Source organism: Paracoccus wurundjeri (assembly GCF_030678915.1).
Classification (GTDB): domain Bacteria; phylum Pseudomonadota; class Alphaproteobacteria; order Rhodobacterales; family Rhodobacteraceae; genus Paracoccus; species Paracoccus onubensis_A.
This window is the reverse complement of record NZ_JAUUTZ010000004.1, coordinates 120,677-141,708: the sequence shown is the minus strand read 5'-3', so window position 1 is coordinate 141,708 and position 21,032 is coordinate 120,677. Positions and strand designations below refer to the sequence as shown.

17 protein-coding genes are annotated in these 21,032 nt (G+C 59.2%); 10 read left to right on the top strand and 7 right to left on the bottom strand.

Annotation, left to right across the window (positions count from 1 at the left end; genetic code table 11):
• Window positions 1-197: 197 nt before the first annotated feature.
• Window positions 198-1,070 carry a LysR family transcriptional regulator gene (locus Q0601_RS05955; RefSeq protein WP_305288140.1) on the bottom strand — a complete coding sequence of 291 codons (873 nt, stop codon included), beginning with the start codon at window positions 1,068-1,070 and terminating at the stop codon, window positions 198-200.
• Window positions 1,071-1,292: 222 nt separating this feature from the next.
• Here Q0601_RS05955 and Q0601_RS05950 point away from each other — a divergent pair, with 222 nt between their 5' ends.
• Window positions 1,293-2,090: a response regulator gene (locus tag Q0601_RS05950; protein WP_305288138.1), complete on the top strand. Its 798-nt coding sequence runs from the start codon at window positions 1,293-1,295 to the stop codon at window positions 2,088-2,090.
• On the opposite strand, the gene Q0601_RS05945 is transcribed toward Q0601_RS05950, so the two are convergent.
• Window positions 2,078-4,480 (bottom strand): ATP-binding protein, encoded by a 2,403-nt coding sequence (locus Q0601_RS05945; RefSeq protein ID WP_305288353.1) that lies wholly within the window; start codon window positions 4,478-4,480, stop codon window positions 2,078-2,080. The genes Q0601_RS05950 and Q0601_RS05945 overlap by 13 nt on opposite strands.
• Before the next feature lie 13 nt (window positions 4,481-4,493).
• Window positions 4,494-5,273, bottom strand: a complete 780-nt coding sequence (locus Q0601_RS05940; RefSeq protein WP_305288136.1) for a substrate-binding periplasmic protein — start codon at window positions 5,271-5,273, stop codon at window positions 4,494-4,496.
• Between the two features lie 147 nt (window positions 5,274-5,420).
• Between Q0601_RS05940 and Q0601_RS05935 the strand changes: the two genes are divergently transcribed.
• From Q0601_RS05935 to Q0601_RS05920, 4 genes are read left to right on the top strand one after another with little or no spacing between them, the layout of a single operon-like run.
• Window positions 5,421-6,254 (top strand): transporter substrate-binding domain-containing protein, encoded by an 834-nt coding sequence (locus Q0601_RS05935; RefSeq protein ID WP_305288134.1) that lies wholly within the window; start codon window positions 5,421-5,423, stop codon window positions 6,252-6,254.
• Between the two features lie 5 nt (window positions 6,255-6,259).
• The gene (locus Q0601_RS05930) at window positions 6,260-7,021 is read left to right on the top strand and encodes an amino acid ABC transporter permease (RefSeq protein ID WP_305288132.1); all 762 of its coding nucleotides are present in this window, start codon (window positions 6,260-6,262) and stop codon (window positions 7,019-7,021) included.
• Complete coding sequence (locus Q0601_RS05925) at window positions 7,011-7,904, top strand: amino acid ABC transporter permease (RefSeq protein ID WP_305288131.1); 894 nt, start codon at window positions 7,011-7,013, stop codon at window positions 7,902-7,904. The genes Q0601_RS05930 and Q0601_RS05925 overlap by 11 nt, the downstream gene beginning before the upstream one ends.
• An 11-nt stretch (window positions 7,905-7,915) precedes the next feature.
• Window positions 7,916-8,665, top strand: coding sequence for an amino acid ABC transporter ATP-binding protein (locus Q0601_RS05920; protein WP_305288129.1), 750 nt, complete (start codon window positions 7,916-7,918; stop codon window positions 8,663-8,665).
• Window positions 8,666-8,918: 253 nt separating this feature from the next.
• On the opposite strand, the gene Q0601_RS05915 is transcribed toward Q0601_RS05920, so the two are convergent.
• The 4 genes from Q0601_RS05915 to Q0601_RS05900 are packed head-to-tail and all read right to left on the bottom strand — an operon-like array spanning window position 8,919 to window position 13,932.
• On the bottom strand, window positions 8,919-9,530 hold the full coding sequence (locus Q0601_RS05915) for a hypothetical protein (RefSeq protein WP_305288127.1): 612 nt from the start codon (window positions 9,528-9,530) through the stop codon (window positions 8,919-8,921).
• On the bottom strand, window positions 9,531-12,404 hold the full coding sequence (locus Q0601_RS05910) for an FAD-dependent oxidoreductase (RefSeq protein ID WP_305288125.1): 2,874 nt from the start codon (window positions 12,402-12,404) through the stop codon (window positions 9,531-9,533). It lies immediately after the preceding gene.
• Between the two features lie 7 nt (window positions 12,405-12,411).
• Window positions 12,412-12,681, bottom strand: coding sequence for a sarcosine oxidase subunit delta (locus tag Q0601_RS05905; protein ID WP_305288123.1), 270 nt, complete (start codon window positions 12,679-12,681; stop codon window positions 12,412-12,414).
• A gap of 9 nt (window positions 12,682-12,690) precedes the next feature.
• Window positions 12,691-13,932: an FAD-dependent oxidoreductase gene (locus tag Q0601_RS05900; RefSeq protein ID WP_305288121.1), complete on the bottom strand. Its 1,242-nt coding sequence runs from the start codon at window positions 13,930-13,932 to the stop codon at window positions 12,691-12,693.
• A gap of 512 nt (window positions 13,933-14,444) precedes the next feature.
• Between Q0601_RS05900 and Q0601_RS05895 the strand changes: the two genes are divergently transcribed.
• The 5 genes from Q0601_RS05895 to Q0601_RS05875 all read left to right on the top strand — a co-directional run bounded on the left by Q0601_RS05895 (window position 14,445) and on the right by Q0601_RS05875 (window position 21,021).
• Window positions 14,445-16,262 (top strand): polysaccharide pyruvyl transferase family protein, encoded by a 1,818-nt coding sequence (locus Q0601_RS05895; RefSeq protein ID WP_305288118.1) that lies wholly within the window; start codon window positions 14,445-14,447, stop codon window positions 16,260-16,262.
• A 3-nt stretch (window positions 16,263-16,265) separates the two neighbouring features.
• Window positions 16,266-17,432: a hypothetical protein gene (locus tag Q0601_RS05890; RefSeq protein ID WP_305288116.1), complete on the top strand. Its 1,167-nt coding sequence runs from the start codon at window positions 16,266-16,268 to the stop codon at window positions 17,430-17,432.
• The gene (locus Q0601_RS05885; RefSeq protein WP_305288114.1) at window positions 17,432-18,109 is read left to right on the top strand and encodes an ABC transporter ATP-binding protein; all 678 of its coding nucleotides are present in this window, start codon (window positions 17,432-17,434) and stop codon (window positions 18,107-18,109) included. Before Q0601_RS05890 ends, Q0601_RS05885 begins: the two co-directional genes overlap by 1 nt.
• Before the next feature lie 3 nt (window positions 18,110-18,112).
• A complete protein-coding gene (locus Q0601_RS05880) occupies window positions 18,113-18,913 on the top strand; it encodes an ABC transporter permease (protein WP_305288112.1) in 801 nt (266 codons plus the stop codon).
• 128 nt (window positions 18,914-19,041) lie between these two features.
• Window positions 19,042-21,021, top strand: a complete 1,980-nt coding sequence (locus Q0601_RS05875) for a polysaccharide pyruvyl transferase family protein (RefSeq protein ID WP_305288111.1) — start codon at window positions 19,042-19,044, stop codon at window positions 21,019-21,021.
• The last annotated feature ends 11 nt before the right edge of the window (window positions 21,022-21,032 follow it).

Genomic DNA, 21,032 nt, shown 5'->3' with positions numbered 1-21,032 from the left:
CCAACACCCCGCAACTCGATTATCAAATATCAGTATGCAAATTGGATGCCGTACGTCAAACGATTCCAGACGAAAATCATCAAAAAAATCGCATTGAGTGTTCAGTTTGGATTCTGAAAACAGGGATGAAACGAGACCTCCCGAAGCCTCCGCAAGCGAGGAATCCCCGGCGAAGGCACGTCCCGCAAAACGATCATTCAGGCTGAGAACAGGTCCGATACCCAGTTCGTGAAGATCCGCACCGCTTCGGTCTCTTTGCGCTTGGCGTGCCGGCTCATGGACAGCACATGCGGCACTGCGATCCCCGGCCCCAAAGGCGCGGTGATTCTGCCGGATGACAGGTATCCTTCAGCATAGGTCGCATAAAGAACCGTCAGACCGGCCCCCACCGCCGCAAGATCAAGCGCCGAGATCGCGGTATCGACGCGCAGCACCGGCGGCCCCGATCTCTTGGATAACCCCATGCCATCCGACCAGATGTCCCAAAGCGAATATTTTCCTTGAATTTCGATCTGTGGAATGTCTTCAAGCGATGCTTTTGCCGCCAGACGCTCGGCATGCTGCCCGGCCCCCACCAGAACCAGTTGTTCATGGGACAACACGATTGCCTCGGACGGTATCAGGTCGCGCTTTTCAAAGGCAAAACTTACATCAGCCAGATCGATATTGGGATCCGTCCAGATGGAGCTGTTCAATTGCACGGCAATACCGGGATTACCGGCAAGAAATTCGGGAAGTCGCGGCGCCAGCCACAGGTTCAGAAAAGAGATCGGCCCTGATATCGTTATACCTTGCCGTTCGCGGCGACCGGTCAGGCCACAGGTTGCGGCCTCGGCCATGTCCAGCGCCTGCGTGATGCCCGGCAGATAGGCCTTTCCGACCGAGCTGAGTTCCAACCCGCTTGGCTGTCGGCGAAACAGCGGACGGCCGAAATACTGCTCAAGCGCCCGCACCCGCTGACTGATGGCCGCCTGCGTGCAGTTCAGTTCGGTCGCAGCGCGGGTAAAGCTGAGATGCCGTGCCGCGGCCTCGAAAGCCTGAAGATAAACAAGATGAGGAAGTTCGCGCATTGGCTTTGCTTACAGCTTTTCGAGACAGGATACAGGATCTCTTTTCCCACGGTGGGAAGGCCGATATTCGGGGCAATCTCGCGCATTCAGCGGATTAAGAATAACGGGCTTTTGCAAAATCAAACAACAGGAAACCTGTCTTCCCGCCAGCTTCCGCATCGTATGGCTAAAGTATCCGGCGCCCCTTGCATAACCGCCCCGCCCCACGCAATCTTATCCGTCATGGAGAATCTCAAGCGAAACCTGCCGCCACTGACAAGCCTTGTCGCCTTCGAGGCCGCGGCCCGTCTGGGCAGTTTTTCCGATGCCGCGCGCGAACTGAACGTCACGCGTGAGGCCGTCAGCCGGCAAATCCGCGCGCTCGAGGCGCATCTTGGCCTGTCGCTGTTCGAGCGCAGCGCCAACAGCACCGTGCTGCGGGACTGGGGCGCGCGCTATTTCGAGACAGTGTCCGGCAATCTGGAAAATATCGCGCTGGCCTCGGTCGCGATCAGGGGCGACGAGGATGAAAGCGTTCCGCCTGAACTGCCGATCGAGTCCGATCAGGAACACATCCTGATCGTCGATGACATGGCTGCCAATATCCGCAGGTTGCAGGACGTGCTTCAGGATCGGTATCAGATCACCGCTCATACCCGTGCCGAGGATGCGCTTGACTGGCTGCTTGCCGGAGGCGCGGCCGATCTGATCATGCTGGACGTGCGTATGTCGGGGATGGACGGTTATGCGCTTTGCCGCAGGCTCAAGGCGATGCCGCATTATGCCAAGGTGCCGGTCATGTTCCTGACCAGCCTCGATGCGCCCGAGGACGAGACCGAAGGTTTTTCGGTTGGCGCCTGCGACTATATCGCCCGGCCTTTCGCCCCGGCCGTGCTGCTTGCCCGGATCAGGGTGCAACTGGACCTGCGCAGATCCAATCTGGCGCTGGAGAACCTGTTGCAGCGCCGGGCGGATCGGCTGGAACGGGCCGAGACCTTGTTGGCTGATATCCGGGACAGGCTGGCCGATTACGGGGATTGATCGCCGTCCGAACCCATAACAGCGTGGCGCAGACGATCCAGCGCCGCCTCGATTCGCGGCTTGTCCACAGGCTTTTCCTGCACGACATGGCAAAGCTCTGTCGCGCCTAGCTGCAGGGCTGCGCCCCTGATCGCATGCAGCGCTTCGGCTAAAGGCAATTTACCGGCCAGCAATTCGCGCCATTCCTCTATCTCGGCGGGGATTCGCGCCTTCCAGCGCGCAGCCATCCGCTGATCGCCCCCGGTATTCCGCGCCAGCGCGGTATCGTCCAATACCGGCATGGCTTCCCCGAACACGGTCGTCAGAGTTTCCAGCAGGGCCGCGCCGGTCAGCGGCTTGGGCAGAAAGGCGGTGAAACCCGCATTCTGGCAGGCCAGCCGCGTTTCGGTCGAAACATCCGCGCTGGAAGCGATGACGGGGATCGTCACTCCCTGCCCGCGCAATCTGCCCATCAGGGCGATCCCGTCCATTTCGGGCATGTGCAGATCGGTAATGATCGCGTCCGGATGCTGATGATCCAGAGCCGCCAGCGCGGCACATGCACCCGGCACCGAGGTAGCTTTGACACCATTTCGGCGCAGCAATTCCTCCATCACCTCGCGGTTGATCTTACGATCCTCGACCACAAGGACACGCTTTTCCCGCAATGCCGGGGATGACGGAAGGTCCGCATCTGCCTGTTCCGCCGTCAGGCGCAATTCGCGATGGGTCAGCGGCAAGGGCAATTCCATCCCGTCAAGCGACAGGGTCCCATCAGCCAATCGCAACTGGCGGCCATCGGTTTCGCCGGTCATCCGCGCACGATCCAGCATCCGCCCCAGCCGGGCCCGTATCCGGGAATCGGGGATATCCAGCAGCGGTCGCGGCAGGACAGGTGCCGCACTGGCATGTTCCACCGGATCAAGCGGCAGGTCCAGAATGAACAGGCTGCCTTTATCCGGCCGGCTGCGCAAGGCAAGCCTGCCGCCCATACCCTGGGCCATCTCTTGGGCAATGGCAAGGCCAAGACCCGTGCCCGACACTTCGCGCGAGATGGTTGCATCCGCCTGAGTGAAGGGATCGAAAATCGCCGCCTGATCCCTTTCGGCAATCCCGGTGCCGCTGTCGAAAACGGAAAACCGCAACCGGTCGCCCCCCCGAAAAACCCGCAATGCGATCCGGCCCCGGGTTGTGAATTTCACTGCATTGCTGGTCAGATTCAGCAAAATCTGCGTCAGTTTCTGACGATCGCCCGTGATCATCAGCGGGACAGCGGGCGCGATATCGCCCTCAAGCTGTGGCGAAGGCGCGCCGATCAGGACCCGCGTCTGGGCGATCACCTCATCGAAAACCGCATCAACGGCAAAGGCGCGCCGCTCGAAGACCATATGGCCGCCTTCCAGCTTGGACAGATCCAGAACGCTGTCAATGCTGCGCAGCAACTGACGGGCGGCGCTTTGCATATCCGCCACCTGACGGCGCGAGGCCGCAGGCAGCCGCTCGGCCAGCAGCAATTCCGACAGGCCGGTAATTGCGTTCAGCGGAGTCCGCAACTCATGACTCATATTGGCCAGAAAAGCCGATTTTGCCCGCGATGCCGCAAGGGCGTCATTGCGCGCAATGACCAATTCGGCGGTACGCTGCTCCACCTCTTCGCGTAGATGGTCGCGGTAACGTTCCATCTGCGCGACCGTGCGCGCGAAATCCTGCGCCAATCGCGAAATCTCGTCATCGCGCGAATCAAGCCGCCCCGCCGCCGGGCCGGTCAGATGAAAGCCCTGTCCTTCTCGCAGCCCCCGCGCCGCGCGGCTAAGCACGCCCAGCGGCGAAATGATATAGCGCTGTGTCAGCAGAAACAGCAGCGCGGCCAGAAGGAGCGCCTGCAATACGGCGGTCAGCACAATGCGCAGCGCCTGCTGGGCGAAATCGTTATAGAATCCGGCGAATGAAAAGGTCACATCCAGCCTTGCGATTTCCCGCACCCCGTCAGGGGCCCGCAGCACGATCTCGCGTGTTTGGGTCAGCCGTTCGGGGGGCACCAATCCGCTTGTCACCAAGGCGGGAATTTCGGTTGCGGGCCGTTCCACCTGAAACCAGGGTATCTGCGCGATCCGCAATTGTTCGGACGACAGCAGAAGATCCTCTATTCGCAGTGCACGGATCAGCGGATCGTCCACCAGCCGGTCCAGAATGGCCTGAACCGTCGTCAGATCCACATCCCAATAGGCACGTTCCAGCTGCGGCGTGGCGGAATAGAGAATCCGCTCGGCATTGCCGGTCGCAATCTTGATGCCGCGCCGCAGATCGGCAAGCGCGCTTGCGCCGCCCAGCCCGACACCGGAAACGATACTGACCAAGGCCCCGGCCAGCACCAGCCGCCGTGCGATGCTACTTGTTCCCGCACGACGCATCACGACGGGCGCCTCATTCGCCCAGCCTCTCGCGCAGGATAGCCGGGATTCGGCCCTCGACATGCATCTGGGTCAGCACGAGGGCCAACCGGTCATGTTTTTCATGTCCGGCAGCGGTCCGGCTGAACCCGACGAAGCGGCCCTGGATATCCAGCGCGGTGGGCAGGGTCCGCACCCTGTCCTTGATCTCCAGTTTGCGCATGGCGTGATGCAGATTGGCCTCGCCCCCGACGATCACGTCAGCCCGGCGCAAAAGCAGCTTGCGCAGGCTGGTTTCATCATCGACCGAGCCCTCGTGATGGAAATGCGTGGCACTGTCGAAAGCGGGCGTATAGCTGAAACCATCCACCACGCCGACGGAAAGGCCCACCAAATCGTCGAGATTGGTGAAATCGGCCAGAGGCGCATCCGCCATCACCACAAAGACTATGCGCGTCGTCCGCAAAGGTCCGGTCATCAGCCAGCTGCGGAAACGCTGGGGGGTGGGCGCCAACTGGAACAGCCCGTCAGCCTCGCCCATATCCGGGGCAAGCAATGCCCGCCGCCACGGCAGCGGCACGAAATGCATTCCGATTCCCATCCGCGCGGCAGCTTCGGTCAGAATGTCGATATCGGCGCCGACGAACCGGCCCTTCTCGATATGATTATAGGGCGCGAATTCGTCCATGCCGACCATGGTCCAGATCTCGGGCTGCGCGCGCAGAATGGCAGGTGCCGCCAGACAAGCCGCGCCCCCCACCAGCGCGGATAGCAGGTACCGTCGGGACATCCCGCCATCGGTCATGTCGGCCATGTTGCTCATTCCGCCCAGCATGATGGCGTGAAGACCCTGTCTCTGTCGGGTGAAATAAAGTTGCCGCAGGAGGGCAATGTTTTCGCCTCTCACACCTGACCGGTTTGCTTTGATAACCCTGTCATAATCATAGGGAGAGACAAATACATGAAAAATGTCGTTACCGCACTTCTCGCATCCGCTATTGCACTTGCCCCCATAGCGGCGGCGGCAGAAAGCTGTGCGAATGCCGGACTGAAGCGGATTCAGGATCGCGGCACTCTGATCGCGGGCGTCAAGGCCGATTACAAGCCCTGGGGCTATCGCGACACTGACGGCAATATTGTCGGTCTGGAGATCGATCTGGCGCAGAAGATCGCCGATACGCTTGGCGTCGGGCTGGAACTGGTGCCGGTGATCGCCTCGAACCGGATGCAATTCCTGCAGCAGGGTCAGATCGATGTGATGGTCGCCACCATGACCGATACCGCCGACCGGCGCGAAATGGTGGGCATCAAGGGGCCGAACTATTACGCCTCGGGCACCGCCGCTCTGACGCCCAAGGCCGTCGGCATGACCGAATGGACCGAGTTGAAAGGCAAGCCCGTCTGTGGTGTTCAAGGGTCGTTCTATCTGCAGAAGATCGAACAGGAATACGGCGCCACCATCGCCGCCTTCAACAACGCCGCCGAGGCCAAGCAGGCTCTGCGCGACAAGAAATGCGTGGCTTTCGTCTATGACGATACAACCATCAGCGCAGATTACGCCGCCGGAGGCTGGGATGATTTCGAGATTTCCCTGCCAACAGAGGATTTCGCGCCCTGGGGTATCGCGGTCGCCAAGCCGGAAGAAAACTGTGCTCTGGGCCAGATCGTGTCGGGGCTGCAATATGCCTGGCACCGTGACGGTACGCTGATCGAGCTCGAGGAAAAATGGAAAGTCGCCCCCAGCCCCTTCGTGGCCGAGATGCATGAGCGGATGGCCGATCCGCTGGCGCAGTAAGGTCCATGCCGATGTTGGCGGAAATACAGGACTTTTTCCGGGAACTGGCCGCGAAGTCGCCACACTGGAACTTCATCTGGATCTATGATCCGGTCCAGATGAACCGGGTTCTGACCGGCTTGTGGATGACGGTCAAGCTCAGCCTGTTCTGTCTGGTGTTTTCGGTCATCATCGGCATCGTCGGCGCATGGGCGCAGGAGTCGAGAAGCCGGTTTCTGCGCGGGATCGTACAGGCCTATGTGCAATTCTTCCGCAACACACCGCCGCTGATCCAGCTTCTGTTCTTCTATTTCGCCCTGGGCCAGTTCACCCCCAGCTACAGCCCCGACGGCTGGCTTGAAGTGCCGATCATCTCGAATGTCGGCTGGGCGATCATCGCGCTGTCTTTCTTTGCGGGCGCGTTCAATATCGAAATCTTCCGTGCTGGCGTCGAGGCGGTGCCGACCTCTACCCGCGAGGCAGCCGAATCGTTGGGAATGACACGTCTTCAGACCTATACGAACGTGGTTCTGCCGCTGACGCTGCGGATCTCGCTGCCGGCGCTGTCGGCAAATCTGGTCAATCTGGTGAAAACGACCAACCAGGCATTCGCCATCGCGGTGCCTGAATTGCTGTATCAATCCGTTTCCATCTGGAATGATTTTCCCTCGGCCCAGAAGCCCACCATGTTGTTGATGATGATCTGTTATCTGGGGCTGGTTGGTTTGCTGTCAGCCGGTATGGGGCAATGGGAACGCAAGCTGAGGATCCCCGGCTATGGCACATAAAATGCCCGTTCCAATGTCCCGGAATCCAGCGGATAAGGGTGCGCTGCCGGTTTTGCTGCCCTTTACGCCCCGCGGCCCGGCCTATGACGATTTTTTCGCCACGCGCTGGCTGGCCTCTATCCCGGCATTCTGGTTTCTGGCAGTGGCCGCGCTGTTTCCCGCCATGGTCATGGCGCAGGCCGGGACCACCGCGATCCGGACACCGCTGGAGAAACTGTTCCAGTGGATGCCGTTCCTGTTCACACAGGGTTTTCTGTTCAACGTCCTGATCTCGGTTTTGGCGATGGCGATCGGAACCGCTATCGGCGCCTTCGCCGGACTGGCGCTGATTTCGCGATCGCGCATTCTGCGCGGCGTCGTACGGGTCTACGTCACGTTCTTCCGCAATGTGCCCTGGCTTGTGCTGTTGTTCGTCGTGCTTTTGTCCTTTCCCTTCCAATTTCGGATTTTTGGCACGGTGGTTCCATTTCCCGGCTGGTTCAAGACCGTGATCGGCCTTGCGCTTCCGGTTTCCGCCAATATCGCCGAGGTGGTGCGCGGCGCCGTCCAGTCCGTTCCCACCGCCCAATGGGAGGCCGCCGAATCGCTTGGCTTTACGCGTCGGCAGACCATCTGGCAGATCATCCTGCCGCAATGTTTCAAGCGAATGCTGCCGCCTTGGATGAACTGGTACGCGATCCTGACCATGTCCACGCCGCTTTGTTCACTGCTGGGCGTCGGAGAAATCATCAGCCTGACCCGGCAGGCAATGGAGGCCGAGGGTAATCAGCCGGAATTGCTGATCCCCTTCTACGGCTTCGCCCTGCTATTGTTCCTCGCATACTGCTATCCGATCGCCCGCCTTACCATGCGGCTCGAGCGTCGGTTCGCGGTCAAAAACTGAAAGGGTGCCCCATGACCAACTGGACCGCCGATCAACCTATCGTCCGGCTGCGCGAAGTTCACAAATCTTTTGGCGAGGTCGAGGTCATTCGCGGCATCAGCATGGATGTCATGAAGGGCGAGGTGATCTGCATCATCGGCCCTTCGGGGTCGGGTAAATCCACCCTGATCCGCTGCATCAACGCGCTGAACGATATTCAGGCCGGCTCGATCCAGGTCGAGGGCCAGGAAGTTCATGGTCCCAAGCTGGACAAGCTGGCCCTGCGGCGCAAGGTCGGTATGGTGTTTCAGCAATACAACCTGTTTCCACACAAGACCGCGTTGCAGAATGTGATGATGGCCCCCATCAAGGTGCTGAAGGAAAAACCTGCCGAGGTCGAGACCCGCGCCCGCGCCCTGCTGAAAAAGGTACGCCTAGAAGGCAAGGAAAACCAATATCCCGGCGAATTGTCCGGCGGGCAGCAGCAGCGTGTGGCCATCGCGCGCTCTCTGGCCATGCAGCCCGATGTGATGCTGTTCGACGAGGTGACGGCGGCGCTGGATCCCGAAACGGTCAAGGAAGTGCTTGTCACCATAAAGGATCTGGCCGCCGAGGGCATGACATGCATTCTGGTCACCCATGAAATGGGCTTCGCGCGCGAGGTCGCGGACCATATCTATTTCACCGATCGCGGCGTCATTGTCGAACACGGACCTCCGGCCGAGTTCTTCACGCAGGCCAGGGACCCGCGCACCCGCGCCTTTCTGGATCAGGTGCTGTAAACAGGTCATCAACTGGACACCATCTCGCCCTCAGCATCCCAAAATCCACAATGGGGCATGTCGCGCCCGCCCGGATTCGGGTCTTCCTCCCTTCTTCTTTGTCCAAATACCTCGGGGGTCCGGGGGGCAGCGCCCCCGGCCATCGCGGGACGCGAATAACCGGCGTTTCCGATGCAGCGGGAGACACTCTCAAACCCATCCAGCCCATCAGATCGGGCAGGTTTTGCTTCGGTTTCTGGTGCAGGGCGGACGATCAGCCCGCCAATCGGCTCATCTCGAAACCCGGCAGAACATCCGCAATGAAATCTGCCGCATATTCGGATGAGGCAATATCGAACAGCATATCCAGCCCCGGCTGCCCACCCCGCTCATTGCGGATCAGCACCGCATCCATATGCATGGCCCGCGTCTGCATGACCGTCCCCGGCCCGAAAGCATGGGTCCGACTGTCAATCGCGGTCAGAAGCGGCAATGCCTCGGACACACCCGGCCCGGACAGGTTCAGCCAGCACCAGCTTTCCTCTCGATATGCGTCAAATCCCTTAGGACCGGGCGCATCCCGCCATTTCCTCCGCAATTGCGTCAGCCGGGACGATCCGGCAACGGGATCGGCCAGAATGACAAACTCTTCCGCGCCCAGCCGGGCGATGGTCATGCCATCGGTCTCGATCACGTGATCCAAGCTTTCCGGCACAGGGCAATCGCAGGCAGTAAGCCATGCGATCGCACCCGGGCCACGCAATCCGAAACGCGGCAATGCGGACAGATCGAGCAACAGGTCCCGCCCATCCGCCCCCCATGTGGCCACCAAGGGCAGCCGATTTTCAAGCGGCCAGTTCCGGGCCGATACGTTATGCACGGCCATTTACATCTCCTGCCTTGCGTTTTCTGCGTCATAGAAGGGCAGAGCCGAGACTGCCGCGTCGATCTCGGTCCCTGTAAAGCCGCGCAACCTGATTTGCGTTCCCGGCCCGGCCTGCTCGGGCGCGACATAGGCAAGCCCGATCCATTTCGCCAAGCTGGGCGAATACCCGAATGAGGTAACATGACCGACGGGATGTCCCTCCCTCAGCACCAATGAAGATTCCCCGATCTCCGCCATATTCTCGCCCGGCAGAACGAAACCGCAAAGGCGGCGCTTCTCGCCAAGGCTCCTTCGCCGTTCGACTGCGGCCTTGCCCATGTAGAAAGGCTTTTTGCGCGATAATGCCCAACCCATACCCAACTCATCCGGCGTGGTCAGCGCATCGGTATCCTGACCGATAATGATATGACCCTTTTCCAGCCGCAGGATACGCGACGCTTCAAGCCCATAAGGTCGCAGGCTCAGATCCGCGCCCGCCTTGAGCAGTGCCGCCCAAAGGCCCGCCGCATGGGATTGCGGCAGATGGATTTCATAGCTGAGTTCACCGGTAAAGCCGATCCGCATGACCCGGACCGGGCAGCCCGCCAGTTCGCCCCTGCGACCATCCAGAAAGGCAAAGCCCTCGCGGCTGAAATCCAGCGTGCCGGACAGGCGTTGCAGCACCATGCGTGCGCGGGGACCGGTCAGGTTGATCGCCGCAAAGGCTGCGGTAACGTTCTGGATATCGACATTCATGCCGTGGATGGTCTTTTGCAGCATCATTTCGGCATAAAGCCGTTCGACCGCGCCGGTCGTGGCCGTGACATAGAAATGGTCCTCCGCCAAGCGATATGCCACGCCGTCATCCATAACCGAGCCCATCTCGTTCAAGGCAAGGCAGTAACGAACCCGGCCAAGGGGCTGCGAGGCATGCGCCATCGTATAGATGCGATCAAGGAACGCCCCGGCATCGGGGCCGCGCAGTTCCAGCTTGCCAAGGGTCGATACGTCCAGCATCCCCGCTACCTCGCGGACCACGCAGATTTCGCGACGGATCGCATCGGCCACGGAATCCTGCCCCGGATAAACGAAAGGACGCCACCATGCGCCGACCGGCATCATCCTTGCGCCCGCAGCCAGATGCGTGGCATGCAGCGCAGTGTGGCGATACCGCTCGGGCGTGGTATCGGCCAGCAGGCCCAGCTTTTCGGGACCGAAGGGTGGGCGCGAAGTGGTGATACCGATCTCGGCCAGACTGCGTGCGGTCTTCCGGGCGACGATTCGTGCCGTCGCCAGCGCGGCATGGCGCCCCTGCGATGGACCCATGCCAACGGTAGAATAGCGTTTGACCAGTTCCAGCTCGCGATAACCGTCGGCGACGGCATTTTCGATATCCTTGACCTGCAGATCCTCGTCGAAATCGACGAAATCGCGACCTTTCGGATGAGCCCGCAACGAAGCCGCCCTTCGCCACCCGGCTTGCACCGGGGGCAAATCCGGCGCGGCAGCCAACCCCAGCCCCGCCGCAGCCCTTGCCCCGGCGACCGCGCCGCTGGCGATCACCGCAGCCAGATCGGACAGGCCCGCCACCGCTCCGGCAAGATGGATATGGGCCGGCACATCGGTGATCGAGAAATGCGTGCCGCCGTCATCCGAGGACAGCCGCGCCCCGGCATGCAACGCAAGCTGATAGCCCGGTGTATAACCCCCGGCCATGACCAGCAGATCGCAATCCAGCCTGGTTCCGGCACCTTTGCCGTCCTGAATCTCGACCGCCTTCAGATGCAGGTTGCCCCGCGCCTGAAGAATATGGCAGCCACGCATGACCCGCACGCCACGCCGGGTCAGTTCGACGGACAGCCTGTCACGGTCCCCTGTCTCGGGATCAACGACGGCGGCAATCTGAAGCCCCGCATCGTCAAGATCCAGCGCCACCAGATAGCCGTCGCGATCGCCCGCATAAACCACCGCCCGCTGACCGGGGCGTACAGCGTAATGCCGCATCAACCGCTGGGCGGCCGAGGAAAGCATCACCCCTGGCAGGTCGTTATTGCGAAATGTCAGCGGCTGCTCATGCGCCCCCGTTGCCAATACCAGTTCCGAGGCGCGAACACGGATCATGCGGTCGCCATGCAGAACCGGCATCCAGTGATCGCTGAAATACCCGTTACAGGTCGCGCCCGGCAGGATGGTGAGATTCGGCAACGCCGCTGCCCTGTCTCCAAGAGCGGCCAGTTTTTCAGTCGCGTCGGTGGTTTCGACGTCAAAGCGGGCATAGGTCAGCGCGCCCCCCAGATCAGGTTCTTTTTCCACCAGAAGCACATCCGCCCCCGCTTCGGCCGCGCGGATCGCCGCGGCCAGACCCGCGGGCCCCGCGCCCACCACCAGCACATCGCAATACCGGGTTTCCTTGAAATAGCGGCGCGGCGCCGGATCAATGCAGACCACGCCAAGCCCCGCGGATTTGCGGATGATCGGCTCCCACCATTTCAACCAGCTGTTCCGGCCGGGGGCGAAAAAACTGCGATAATAAAAACCTACTGGCAGGAAACGGCCCAGATGATCGACAATACGACCCCGGTCCCGGCGTAAGCTGCCACTGACATTCTGCGGGGTGACCGAGATGCCCTCGGCGACCGGGCGCAGATCGGCGCGCGCATTGGCCTCATCCCCGATCTGGACCAGCGTATTGGCATCCTGTCCCGCCATTGTCAGGATGCCGCGTGGACGGTGATATTTGAAGGATCGCGACAGGATCCATTCGCCATTCGCAGCGAGCGCACTGGCGATGGTATCGCCGGCATGGGCCGCTATGCGACGCCCCTCGAAGGTAAAGCCGATATGAGCGCTGCGGTCGATGCGGCTACCCCAGCCATTGCCAAGTCTGTTCATCATGCTGCGCTCATGAATTCGTCTGCGGTTTGTCTGCGTCCGATCCCTTCAGATAGGTACGCAGGATTTCATCGGTGATCAGATCGCGTTCGGCGATGAACACGGTGCTGGACGGCGTATGACGCCACCATTCACGCAGTACACCCATTGGATTCGGCGTATGGAAAAGACGAGTGATCAGGTTTTCATCCGTCGCCTCAGCCGCATCATGGGCGGGACCGAGCCACTGGAATTCCGAGATGTTGCGAGGCCCGTTCATCGGGCAGGTCATGATTTTCATCGTTTGCTCCTAGTGCCCGGCCGCCGTGGCGCCCATTTCGTTCAACAGCTCGAACCGTTCGAAACGTTCCAGAGCGAAAGGCATCAGAAGATCCGGCACCCGCCCCGTCGCGATGGTCTCGGCCATGCGTTTTCCGGCCACCGCAGTCGCCTTGAACCCCCATGTTCCCCAACCGGCGTCAAGCCAGTAATTCTGCAGGGGCGACGCCCCCATGATAGGGCTGAAATCGGGCGTGATATCGGTGATCCCGGCCCATTGCCGCAAAATCTTGACATTATGCAGGAAGGGCATCAGTTGCAGCGCGCCGGTCGCCAGCGCCTCTTTCTGCGGCAGGCTGGAGCGCGTGGAGATCAACTGATAGGGATCGGTTCCGCCACCAATCACGATCTCCCCGCGCGAGGACTGCACCAGATAGGTATGCAGATTCGAGGATGACAGCAGGATATCCATGAAAGGCTTCAGCGGCTGCGTTACCATGGCCTGCAAGGGAAAATTACGGATCGGCAACCGGATTCCGGCCATTTCCCCAATACGCCCGTTCATCCCGCCCGCGGCTTGCAGGATCTGCCCCGCCGCGATGGTGCCGCGATTGGTATGCAGCTTGGTCATGCGGCTGCCGGTAATGCCGAAGCCCGTAACCTCGGTGCGCTGATGGATCTCGACGCCCTTTTCGGCAGCCCGCTTGGCATAGCCCCAGGCCACGGCATCGTGGCGCGCGGTACCGCCATCGGCATGCCATAGCCCGCCCAGGACCTCGTGCTGACCGCCGAAATCCATGTTCACATGCGGGCACAGTGTCTGTACCGTCCTGGCATCGACGACCTCGGCACGGATACCAGCATGCTTGCCCATTTCCGCCCGCAGCCGAAAGCTGCGCATCGCCGCATCGGAATGGGCCAGCGTCAACTGACCCCGCTGCGAGAACATCACGTTGAAGCCAAGCTCCTGCGACATGGTTTCAAACAGCGAAAGCCCCTCGCGATAGAATTCGATCGAGGGCAGAGTCAGATAGTTCGACCGGATCGTCGTCGTGTTCCGCGCCGTATTGCCACCGGCGAGATAGCCCTTTTCCAGCACTGCAATGTCGGAAATGCCGTGATAATGCGACAGGTAATAGGCTGCCGCCAGCCCATGCCCGCCGCCGCCAATGATCACCACATCATATCGCTTACGCAGATCGGGGGTCGCGGGAATGTCGCGATAGGGCCGGTGCCCCCGTCTCAACCCGTATTTCAGCAATTCCATCGGCATTGATCTACCCCGTTTCCCGTCCTCCATCTGGCTTGCAGGGGGCTGTTCGCGCAAGAAAAGGAACTTTGCCCTACGACCCCATTTTCGTTATGGGAGGAAAAGAAAACCGGCTCAGCGATTAATTACCGTGCTTCATATCGGCCTTTCTGATGCGAGGGGAAACCATCTTCGGCATTTACGAATACGCACCGTTGCGATCGCGGGTGACAGTCAGAAGACGGATAAGCGTAAATCGGCCTATATTTTCCAAATTTGCGACCGAGGCCGTCCAGAAGGCGTTGCCGAGGAATACGAAAAAACTGTTGGAGCCACTCAAAGAACATAAAATTTTTTTTCGGCAGGCATAACGGTGAATAATTTTCGCTGTAATTTGGTAAAATTTGCAAGATTTAGTCTCTTTTTTGCCAATCTATTGCTGACAAACGCAGTTTCGACCTAAAATAGAGGCGAAAATTGCAAGAGTGGTGGTAGTTTTGCAGATACCTGTACGAGCCGAAAGCGGGACCCAGATTATGCATTTCGGCGCACCGATTTCACCGGAAATCCTTTTCTGCTCATTCCATACGCCGGACGACTATTATGCACAGGCGGCGGCAACACTGCGCAGTTCCCTTGATCGCCTGGGCATCGCCCATGAAATCGCGGAAGTGCCCAAGGCACCAGGCGAAGAATGGCTGGAAATATGCCGTAAGAAGATCCCTTTCCTGCATTCGGTTTGCGAGCGGAACCCCCATCGCAAGATTTTCTGGATCGATATCGATTGCGACATCGATTATCTGCCGGATTTCGTTGCAGATTTTTCAGCCGATATCATCGGCTTCCAACGCGGCTTCGGCCATCCGATGCGAATAGGATATTCCAGTACCTCCCGCTTCTGGGAGCCGTGCTTCTGGGGCATCAACACGACTCCGGCGGCGCGCGATTATATTCGCGACGCCTATGCGGCCTGCAACAACATAAACCTGCGTGCGACAGATGATTTCTTTTTCGAGGAAGCCTGGCGCAAGAATGCCGAACGACTCACCTTCCAGATGATTCCGTCATCAGCCCTGCTGGGACGCGCGAATATTTCTGACAGCGCACGCCGCCCCTTCTTCTATTTCGGCTCCAGTGGCAATGTAGCAGCCTTCAAGGGGCTGGCGGCCCAGCATAATCGCTCTGGCGCCACGCATAACGGCAGCAGGCTAAGGCCCGAAATGAAGGCAATGGCCTTGAAAGCCGCACGGCAGGTGCAGACTGCCCTGCCCCAGCGCGTTGCCGTGCCGCTGCGCAGGCTTTCGGACGAAATCGGGCTGACGGAATATCTGTCACCAAGCCTGCCCGCCTCGCGTCAATTGTCGCCGCGCAGCATTTACAACATCATACATGACGCCCGTGAAGGTCGCCATGAGGCGGTTCACGCCCGGATCGCAGATATCACCTCGCGGCGCCTGCTTGGAAATGCCGATCGCGTCGTGATCGGGGCGGCATTCGCGTTGCTGGATTACGACACATCCCTGAAAGGCGATGCCTTGCCGCTGTTATGGTGGGACAAGCCCTATCCCGGGAATTACGGAGACTGGCTTTCGCCCCTGATCCTGCAAGGGCTGCTCGATAGGCCAATACGCTTCCAGCGCCCTGACCAGATCAATGCAGCGCCTCATCTCATGGCCGTGGGTTCCATCGGGCGGTTCGCGCAGCGCAGTTCCATTCTTGCGGGAACCGGTTTCAGCCGTGCGGATACCAAAATCGCGCCGAATGCCACCTATATCTCGCTGCGAGGGCCATATTCCGCCAAGCTTGTCGCAGAGGCAGGAGGCCCGAAAATAGACCGCTTTGGCGATCCGGCGGCGATGCTGCCCCGGCTTATACCGCTGAAGCGCCACAGGACGAACGGGCAATTGGCGCTGATACGTCATTTTGCACATCGCAACATCTCTTTGCGGTTGCCCGAAAATGTCGAGGAACATTCCGTTCTGGTATCGCGCCGCAGCGATATCGAGGCATTGATCGGAGTGCTTCTGCAATATGATGCGGTGCTGACCAGCGCGATGCACATCTATATCACCTGCCAGGCTTACGGCATTCCCGTCGCGCTCATTACCTTTGAAGGATTCGAGGACGCGGTTAGCGGAGACAGCCTCAAATATCGCGATTATGCCGCCGGTGTCGGCCTGCCGGAGCGCATGCCGCAAAGCATCGGCCACGACCTGCGTCACCGCATGCTTGAAGATCTTGTTCACGAAGATCGGATCCCCGCTGCCGCTATGGACGAAGTCGAAGCGGCGCTGACCGATGCTGTGGCCGTCTATGACAGGACACCCAATTCCCACCGCAAGAATGGACGGTAAACATTGAAAGATCTTGACCCTCCATTGCGCGTAAAATCCGCAAATCCACGTATCCCGGCGCCTGTCGGACAAGCAGGCTGGGCCAAGCGGCATACTCTGGTGCTTGGCAGCTTCTTGCTGCTATTTGCTTTGCCCGCCCTGCTTGTCACCACTTACATGTTCCTGATCGCCAAGGATCAATATGTCTCGGAAGTTTCATTTGTGGTGCGTGACGAAGAGGCGCAGAACCTAGGTATTCTTGCCGGATTCGGACTTCCGTCCGTGGGCAATACGACTACCGATGCGCAGATTCTTTACAAATATCTGCGCAGCCCGAATTTCGTCAACAAACTGGATCGGGAAATCGGGTTGCGAGCCCTTTATACCAAGCCCGAGGGCGACCGGTTCTTCACGCTTGGCGAGAACTCCAGCCTCGAGGAACTGGTCGCATATTGGCAGCGAATGGTCACGATCAGCGTGGATTCCGCCACGGGAATGATCGAGATTGAAGTGCGTGCCTTTACGTCAAAAGACGCCAATCTGATTGCGCAAAGCATTCACAGGGCGGCGGGACGGCTCGTCAACACCATCTCGGACGAAGCGCGAGACAATACCTTGCGTTATGCCCGGCGTGATCTGGAGCAGACGGAGGAGCAACTGGCCGATGCGCGGATAGCTCTGGCACAGTTCCGCGATCAGTACAAACTTATCGATCCGCAAGCGCTCATCACTACCAACGCGACCATCATTACCAGCCTGTCGCAGGAAATGACCGAAGCGATGGTTCAGCTTGAAACCCTGCGCGAGCAGGGTACGGCTGATGTGCGCATCAATCAGGCGAAAATGCGTGTCGACGTCCTGCAACGCAGGATCGAACAGGAACAGCAGCGCTATGGCGGCGACACGACGGGCGACGTCAAGTTCAGCACCGTGGTTGATAAATATACCAAGCTGCAACTCGATCTGGAGCTCGCGGAGAAAAGCTATTCCATCGCGCTTGGCGGCGTGGAAGCGGCACGGTCGAAATCGGAACAGGACAGCCGCTATCTGGCAACTTTTGTCGAGCCCACACTCGCCGAGACGGCGACCCGCCCGCGGCGGCTGATGATCACCGTCCTGGCCGTCACCTTCATCTTCATCGGCTGGCTCAGTCTTGTGCTGATCGGCTATAGCAACCGTGACCGTCACTGATGATCAGGCTGGAAAACTTATCGAAAAGCTTCACCGTCAACGGCCGCACCACGGTGGTTGCCCGCGATGTCAGCGTGACCTTCCCGACCGGCGCCAGCATCGGTCTTCTGGGACAGAATGGCGCGGGGAAATCCACGCTGCTGCGCATGATCGCAGGGGTCGTGCGCCCGGATCACGGCAAGGTGGCGACTACGGGAAGCGTCTCTTGGCCGGTCGGTTTTGCGGGCAGTTTCCATCCCGAACTGACCGGAGCGCAGAACACGCGCTTCATCGCCCGCGTCTATAATGTCAATGCCGACAAGCTTCTGACCTTTGTCGCCCGCTTTTCCGATCTTGGACATCATCTGTATCTGCCTTTCGGGCATTATTCGTCAGGGATGCGTTCGCGCCTGGCTTTCGGCGTCTCGATGGGCATCTATTTCGATACCTATCTGGTGGACGAGGTGACCTCGGTCGGAGATGGCAATTTCCGCGACAAGAGCCAAGCCTATTTCCGCAACCGTCTGCTGAACAGCGGCGCGATCATGGTCTCGCATTCGATGAGCATGATACGTTCCGTCTGCAATGCCGCCGCAGTGCTTCACGAGGGGCGTCTTACGTATTTCGAAGACGTGGAACAGGCCATCGAGGTCCATTTGTCGAATATCGGCGCCGGTAGCAATAATAATGAGGACTAGGTGATGCTGGAACGTCTGCTGCCTTATCGTCATCCGCTTACCCGTTTCCCCGCGATCCGTACTATCGGCGCTCTGATCTTTCGGGAAATGTCCACCTCATACGGCAAATCGCCAGGGGGCTTCATCTGGACCGTGCTTGAACCGGTTGGCGGCATCGCGCTTCTGACGGTGATATTTTCGCTGGCGGTTCGCGTGCCGCCAATGGGATCCAGCTTTGCGCTGTTCTATGCTTCGGGGCTGCTGCCGTTCCTGATGTTTCTTGATATCAGCCGAAGGATCGCACAGTCCCTGGCATTCTCGAAGCAGTTGCTGTTCTATCCGGGCGTGACCTTCGTCGATGCGATCGTTGCGCGTTTCGTGCTGGCCTGCATGATACATGCGCTGGTTTGCATCATCGTCCTGACAGGCATCGTCTATTATGACAATGTCGAGCTGATATTGGACCTGCCCCGGATCGTCTCGGCTTTTCTGATGTCGGCCGGGCTGGCGCTTGGCGTCGGCTGCGCGAACTGCTTTCTTATGCGGCGCTTTCCCCTCTGGGCGAATGTCTGGGCGATCATTACGCGCCCATTGTTCCTGATCTCCTGTATTTTCATTCCGTTCGACAGCATGCCCGAGGGATTCCGCAATATACTGTGGTTCAACCCCCTTATTCATATCGTCGGTACCAACCGATCCGGATTCTACTCAACCTACCGCGCCGAATATGTCCAGCCGGTATATGTCGCCGTGATTGCCGCCGTTCTATTTGGCCTTGGCCTGGCATTGCTGACCAAGTGGCATCGTGATCTGGCGCAACGATGATCAGGCAGGGCAGACCCGCCCATATGGTCAGGCGGCAGCAGCCGAAACAGTCAATGGTAAGATGTCAACCTCCTCCCATTCACCATCCAGCGCCCCACTGGTGGAACCGATCAGGAACAGCTGAAATCATGACCGAAGCAAGCACCCTCACGACGTCCTTTCGACCGGCACCGGCCTCCTTCCCGAAGCGCATCGCCAAGCGGATTTTGCCCGAAACGATACTGCGGCTGGTCAGGCAGAAAGCCGAGCCACCCCGGCAACGTATCACCATCGTGAGCTTTTACACCGAAGGCGGCTATTACGAACAAAAAGCGAATGAACTGCGCGGCCGTTGCGATGCATTGGGAATGCAGCACGACATACAGCCCATCACCTTTGCAGAGGGCACGTCATGGAGCGAAATCTGCCGCGCGAAGGTCCGCTTTTACCGCAAAATGTTGTTGAAGCATCGCAGCACTGTGATGTGGGTTGATGTCGATACGAAACTGCTTCGCAATGTCGATAATCTCGCAAGCAAATCCTATGACATTGCAGTTTTCATGCGTGGTTTCCGCTTTCTGCCACAGGAAAATTTTTCTCTTTACACGCGGCGTTTTCATCCGGGTTATCTTATCCTGAACTACACCCGGGAGACGCTGGAACTTCTTTATGAATGCAAGCGGATCGAACAGCAGACAAAGGGCGATTACACTGACGACTATATCCTTGAAGAAGCATTTCGCCGCACCACGGCGCGCCCGCGTCTTATGATCATGTCTCCCAACGACGTCTCGCGCCCGCAGGACCCGGAAAATCCCGGTGCATACTTCCTGCACGGCGATAGCGGAAACGTCAAGGAATTCAAAGGAAAGGTTCTTCAGCACACACCCGACATTCTTCGCCCTGAAAGCCAGAAGGTGGTCATTCAGGAGTTGATATCGGACGCCGCCCGTTTAGGCAAACGCGCATTGGTCTGCGAATATCTGCACGCAATCCTGGCGCGCGATCCCGAGGATTTCGGAAGCTATCATCGCCTGTTGGAAATTTCGTCCAAGTTTTCGGATCCGTCGGTACTGGCGACGAATTTAGAACTATATCGCAACAACGAGCATCTGTTTCCCTATGCATTGCGGTTCCGCCTGTTGCAGGCACTGGAAAAGCAGGACTGGCCGCTGGCGGATGACCTGTTCTCGCAGATCGAAAGCACAGGAAACGAGGCGGTCATAAGTTTTTCGCGCAGCCGCCTGTTCCGCGCCTCGCTTGACAGGCGCGCCGAAGAAAGGGGGCTCACGCAGGCCGAGCGGGTCAGGCTTTTCTGGTGGGAGCAACCTTATCCGGGCAATCTCGGCGATATCGTGAACCCCTATATCGTCGAGAAAGTCACAGGTATTCCACCCCAATGGGCCGGACGTGGCATCGGATTATGCGCAATCGGCTCGGTCATCAAATATGCCCGCGATGGCAGTCGCGTCTGGGGCAGCGGTACCCCGAACTCGCGCGACACTCTGGCCGCCGGTGCGCATTACCACGCTGTTCGCGGGCCATTGACGCGGGATTTGATCATCGAAAACGGTGGCCAATGCCTCGAGATCTATGGCGACCCCGCCTGGCTCCTGCCGATCCTTTATCCACGCAAACTCCGACCGACCCACAAGACCGGGCTGATCCTTCACTTCACCCATGAAGCCATGACCACCCCCGTCTCGCCGGACGTGAAGCGCATCGATATCCGCCGGCTGGGCTATTCCGAAATCGAGGCATTTCTGGATGAGATGCATGATTGCGAACGTATCATCTCTTCATCGCTTCACGGAGTCATCATCGCACAGGCCTATGGTATCCCGGCATGTCTCGCCACGGTCACGTCGTCCAGCACCCAGATTCATGGCGATGGCATCAAGTTCGATGACTATTATCAGTCAATCGGATACCAGCATGCTCCTAAGGAAGTGGATCTTTCGCAATTCCTGATCATTGACGACGATGTCATACATCCGGACGGCTTCCTGTTGGCGCGCAAACCCATAGATTTGACCGCATTGCTCGACGCGGCTCCTTTTGCGGTGACGCCGGGTGTGTCGGCCGCCGCGCAAGAATGGATACAAAACTGGCCGGACAGGGCTATATAATGGAAAACTTA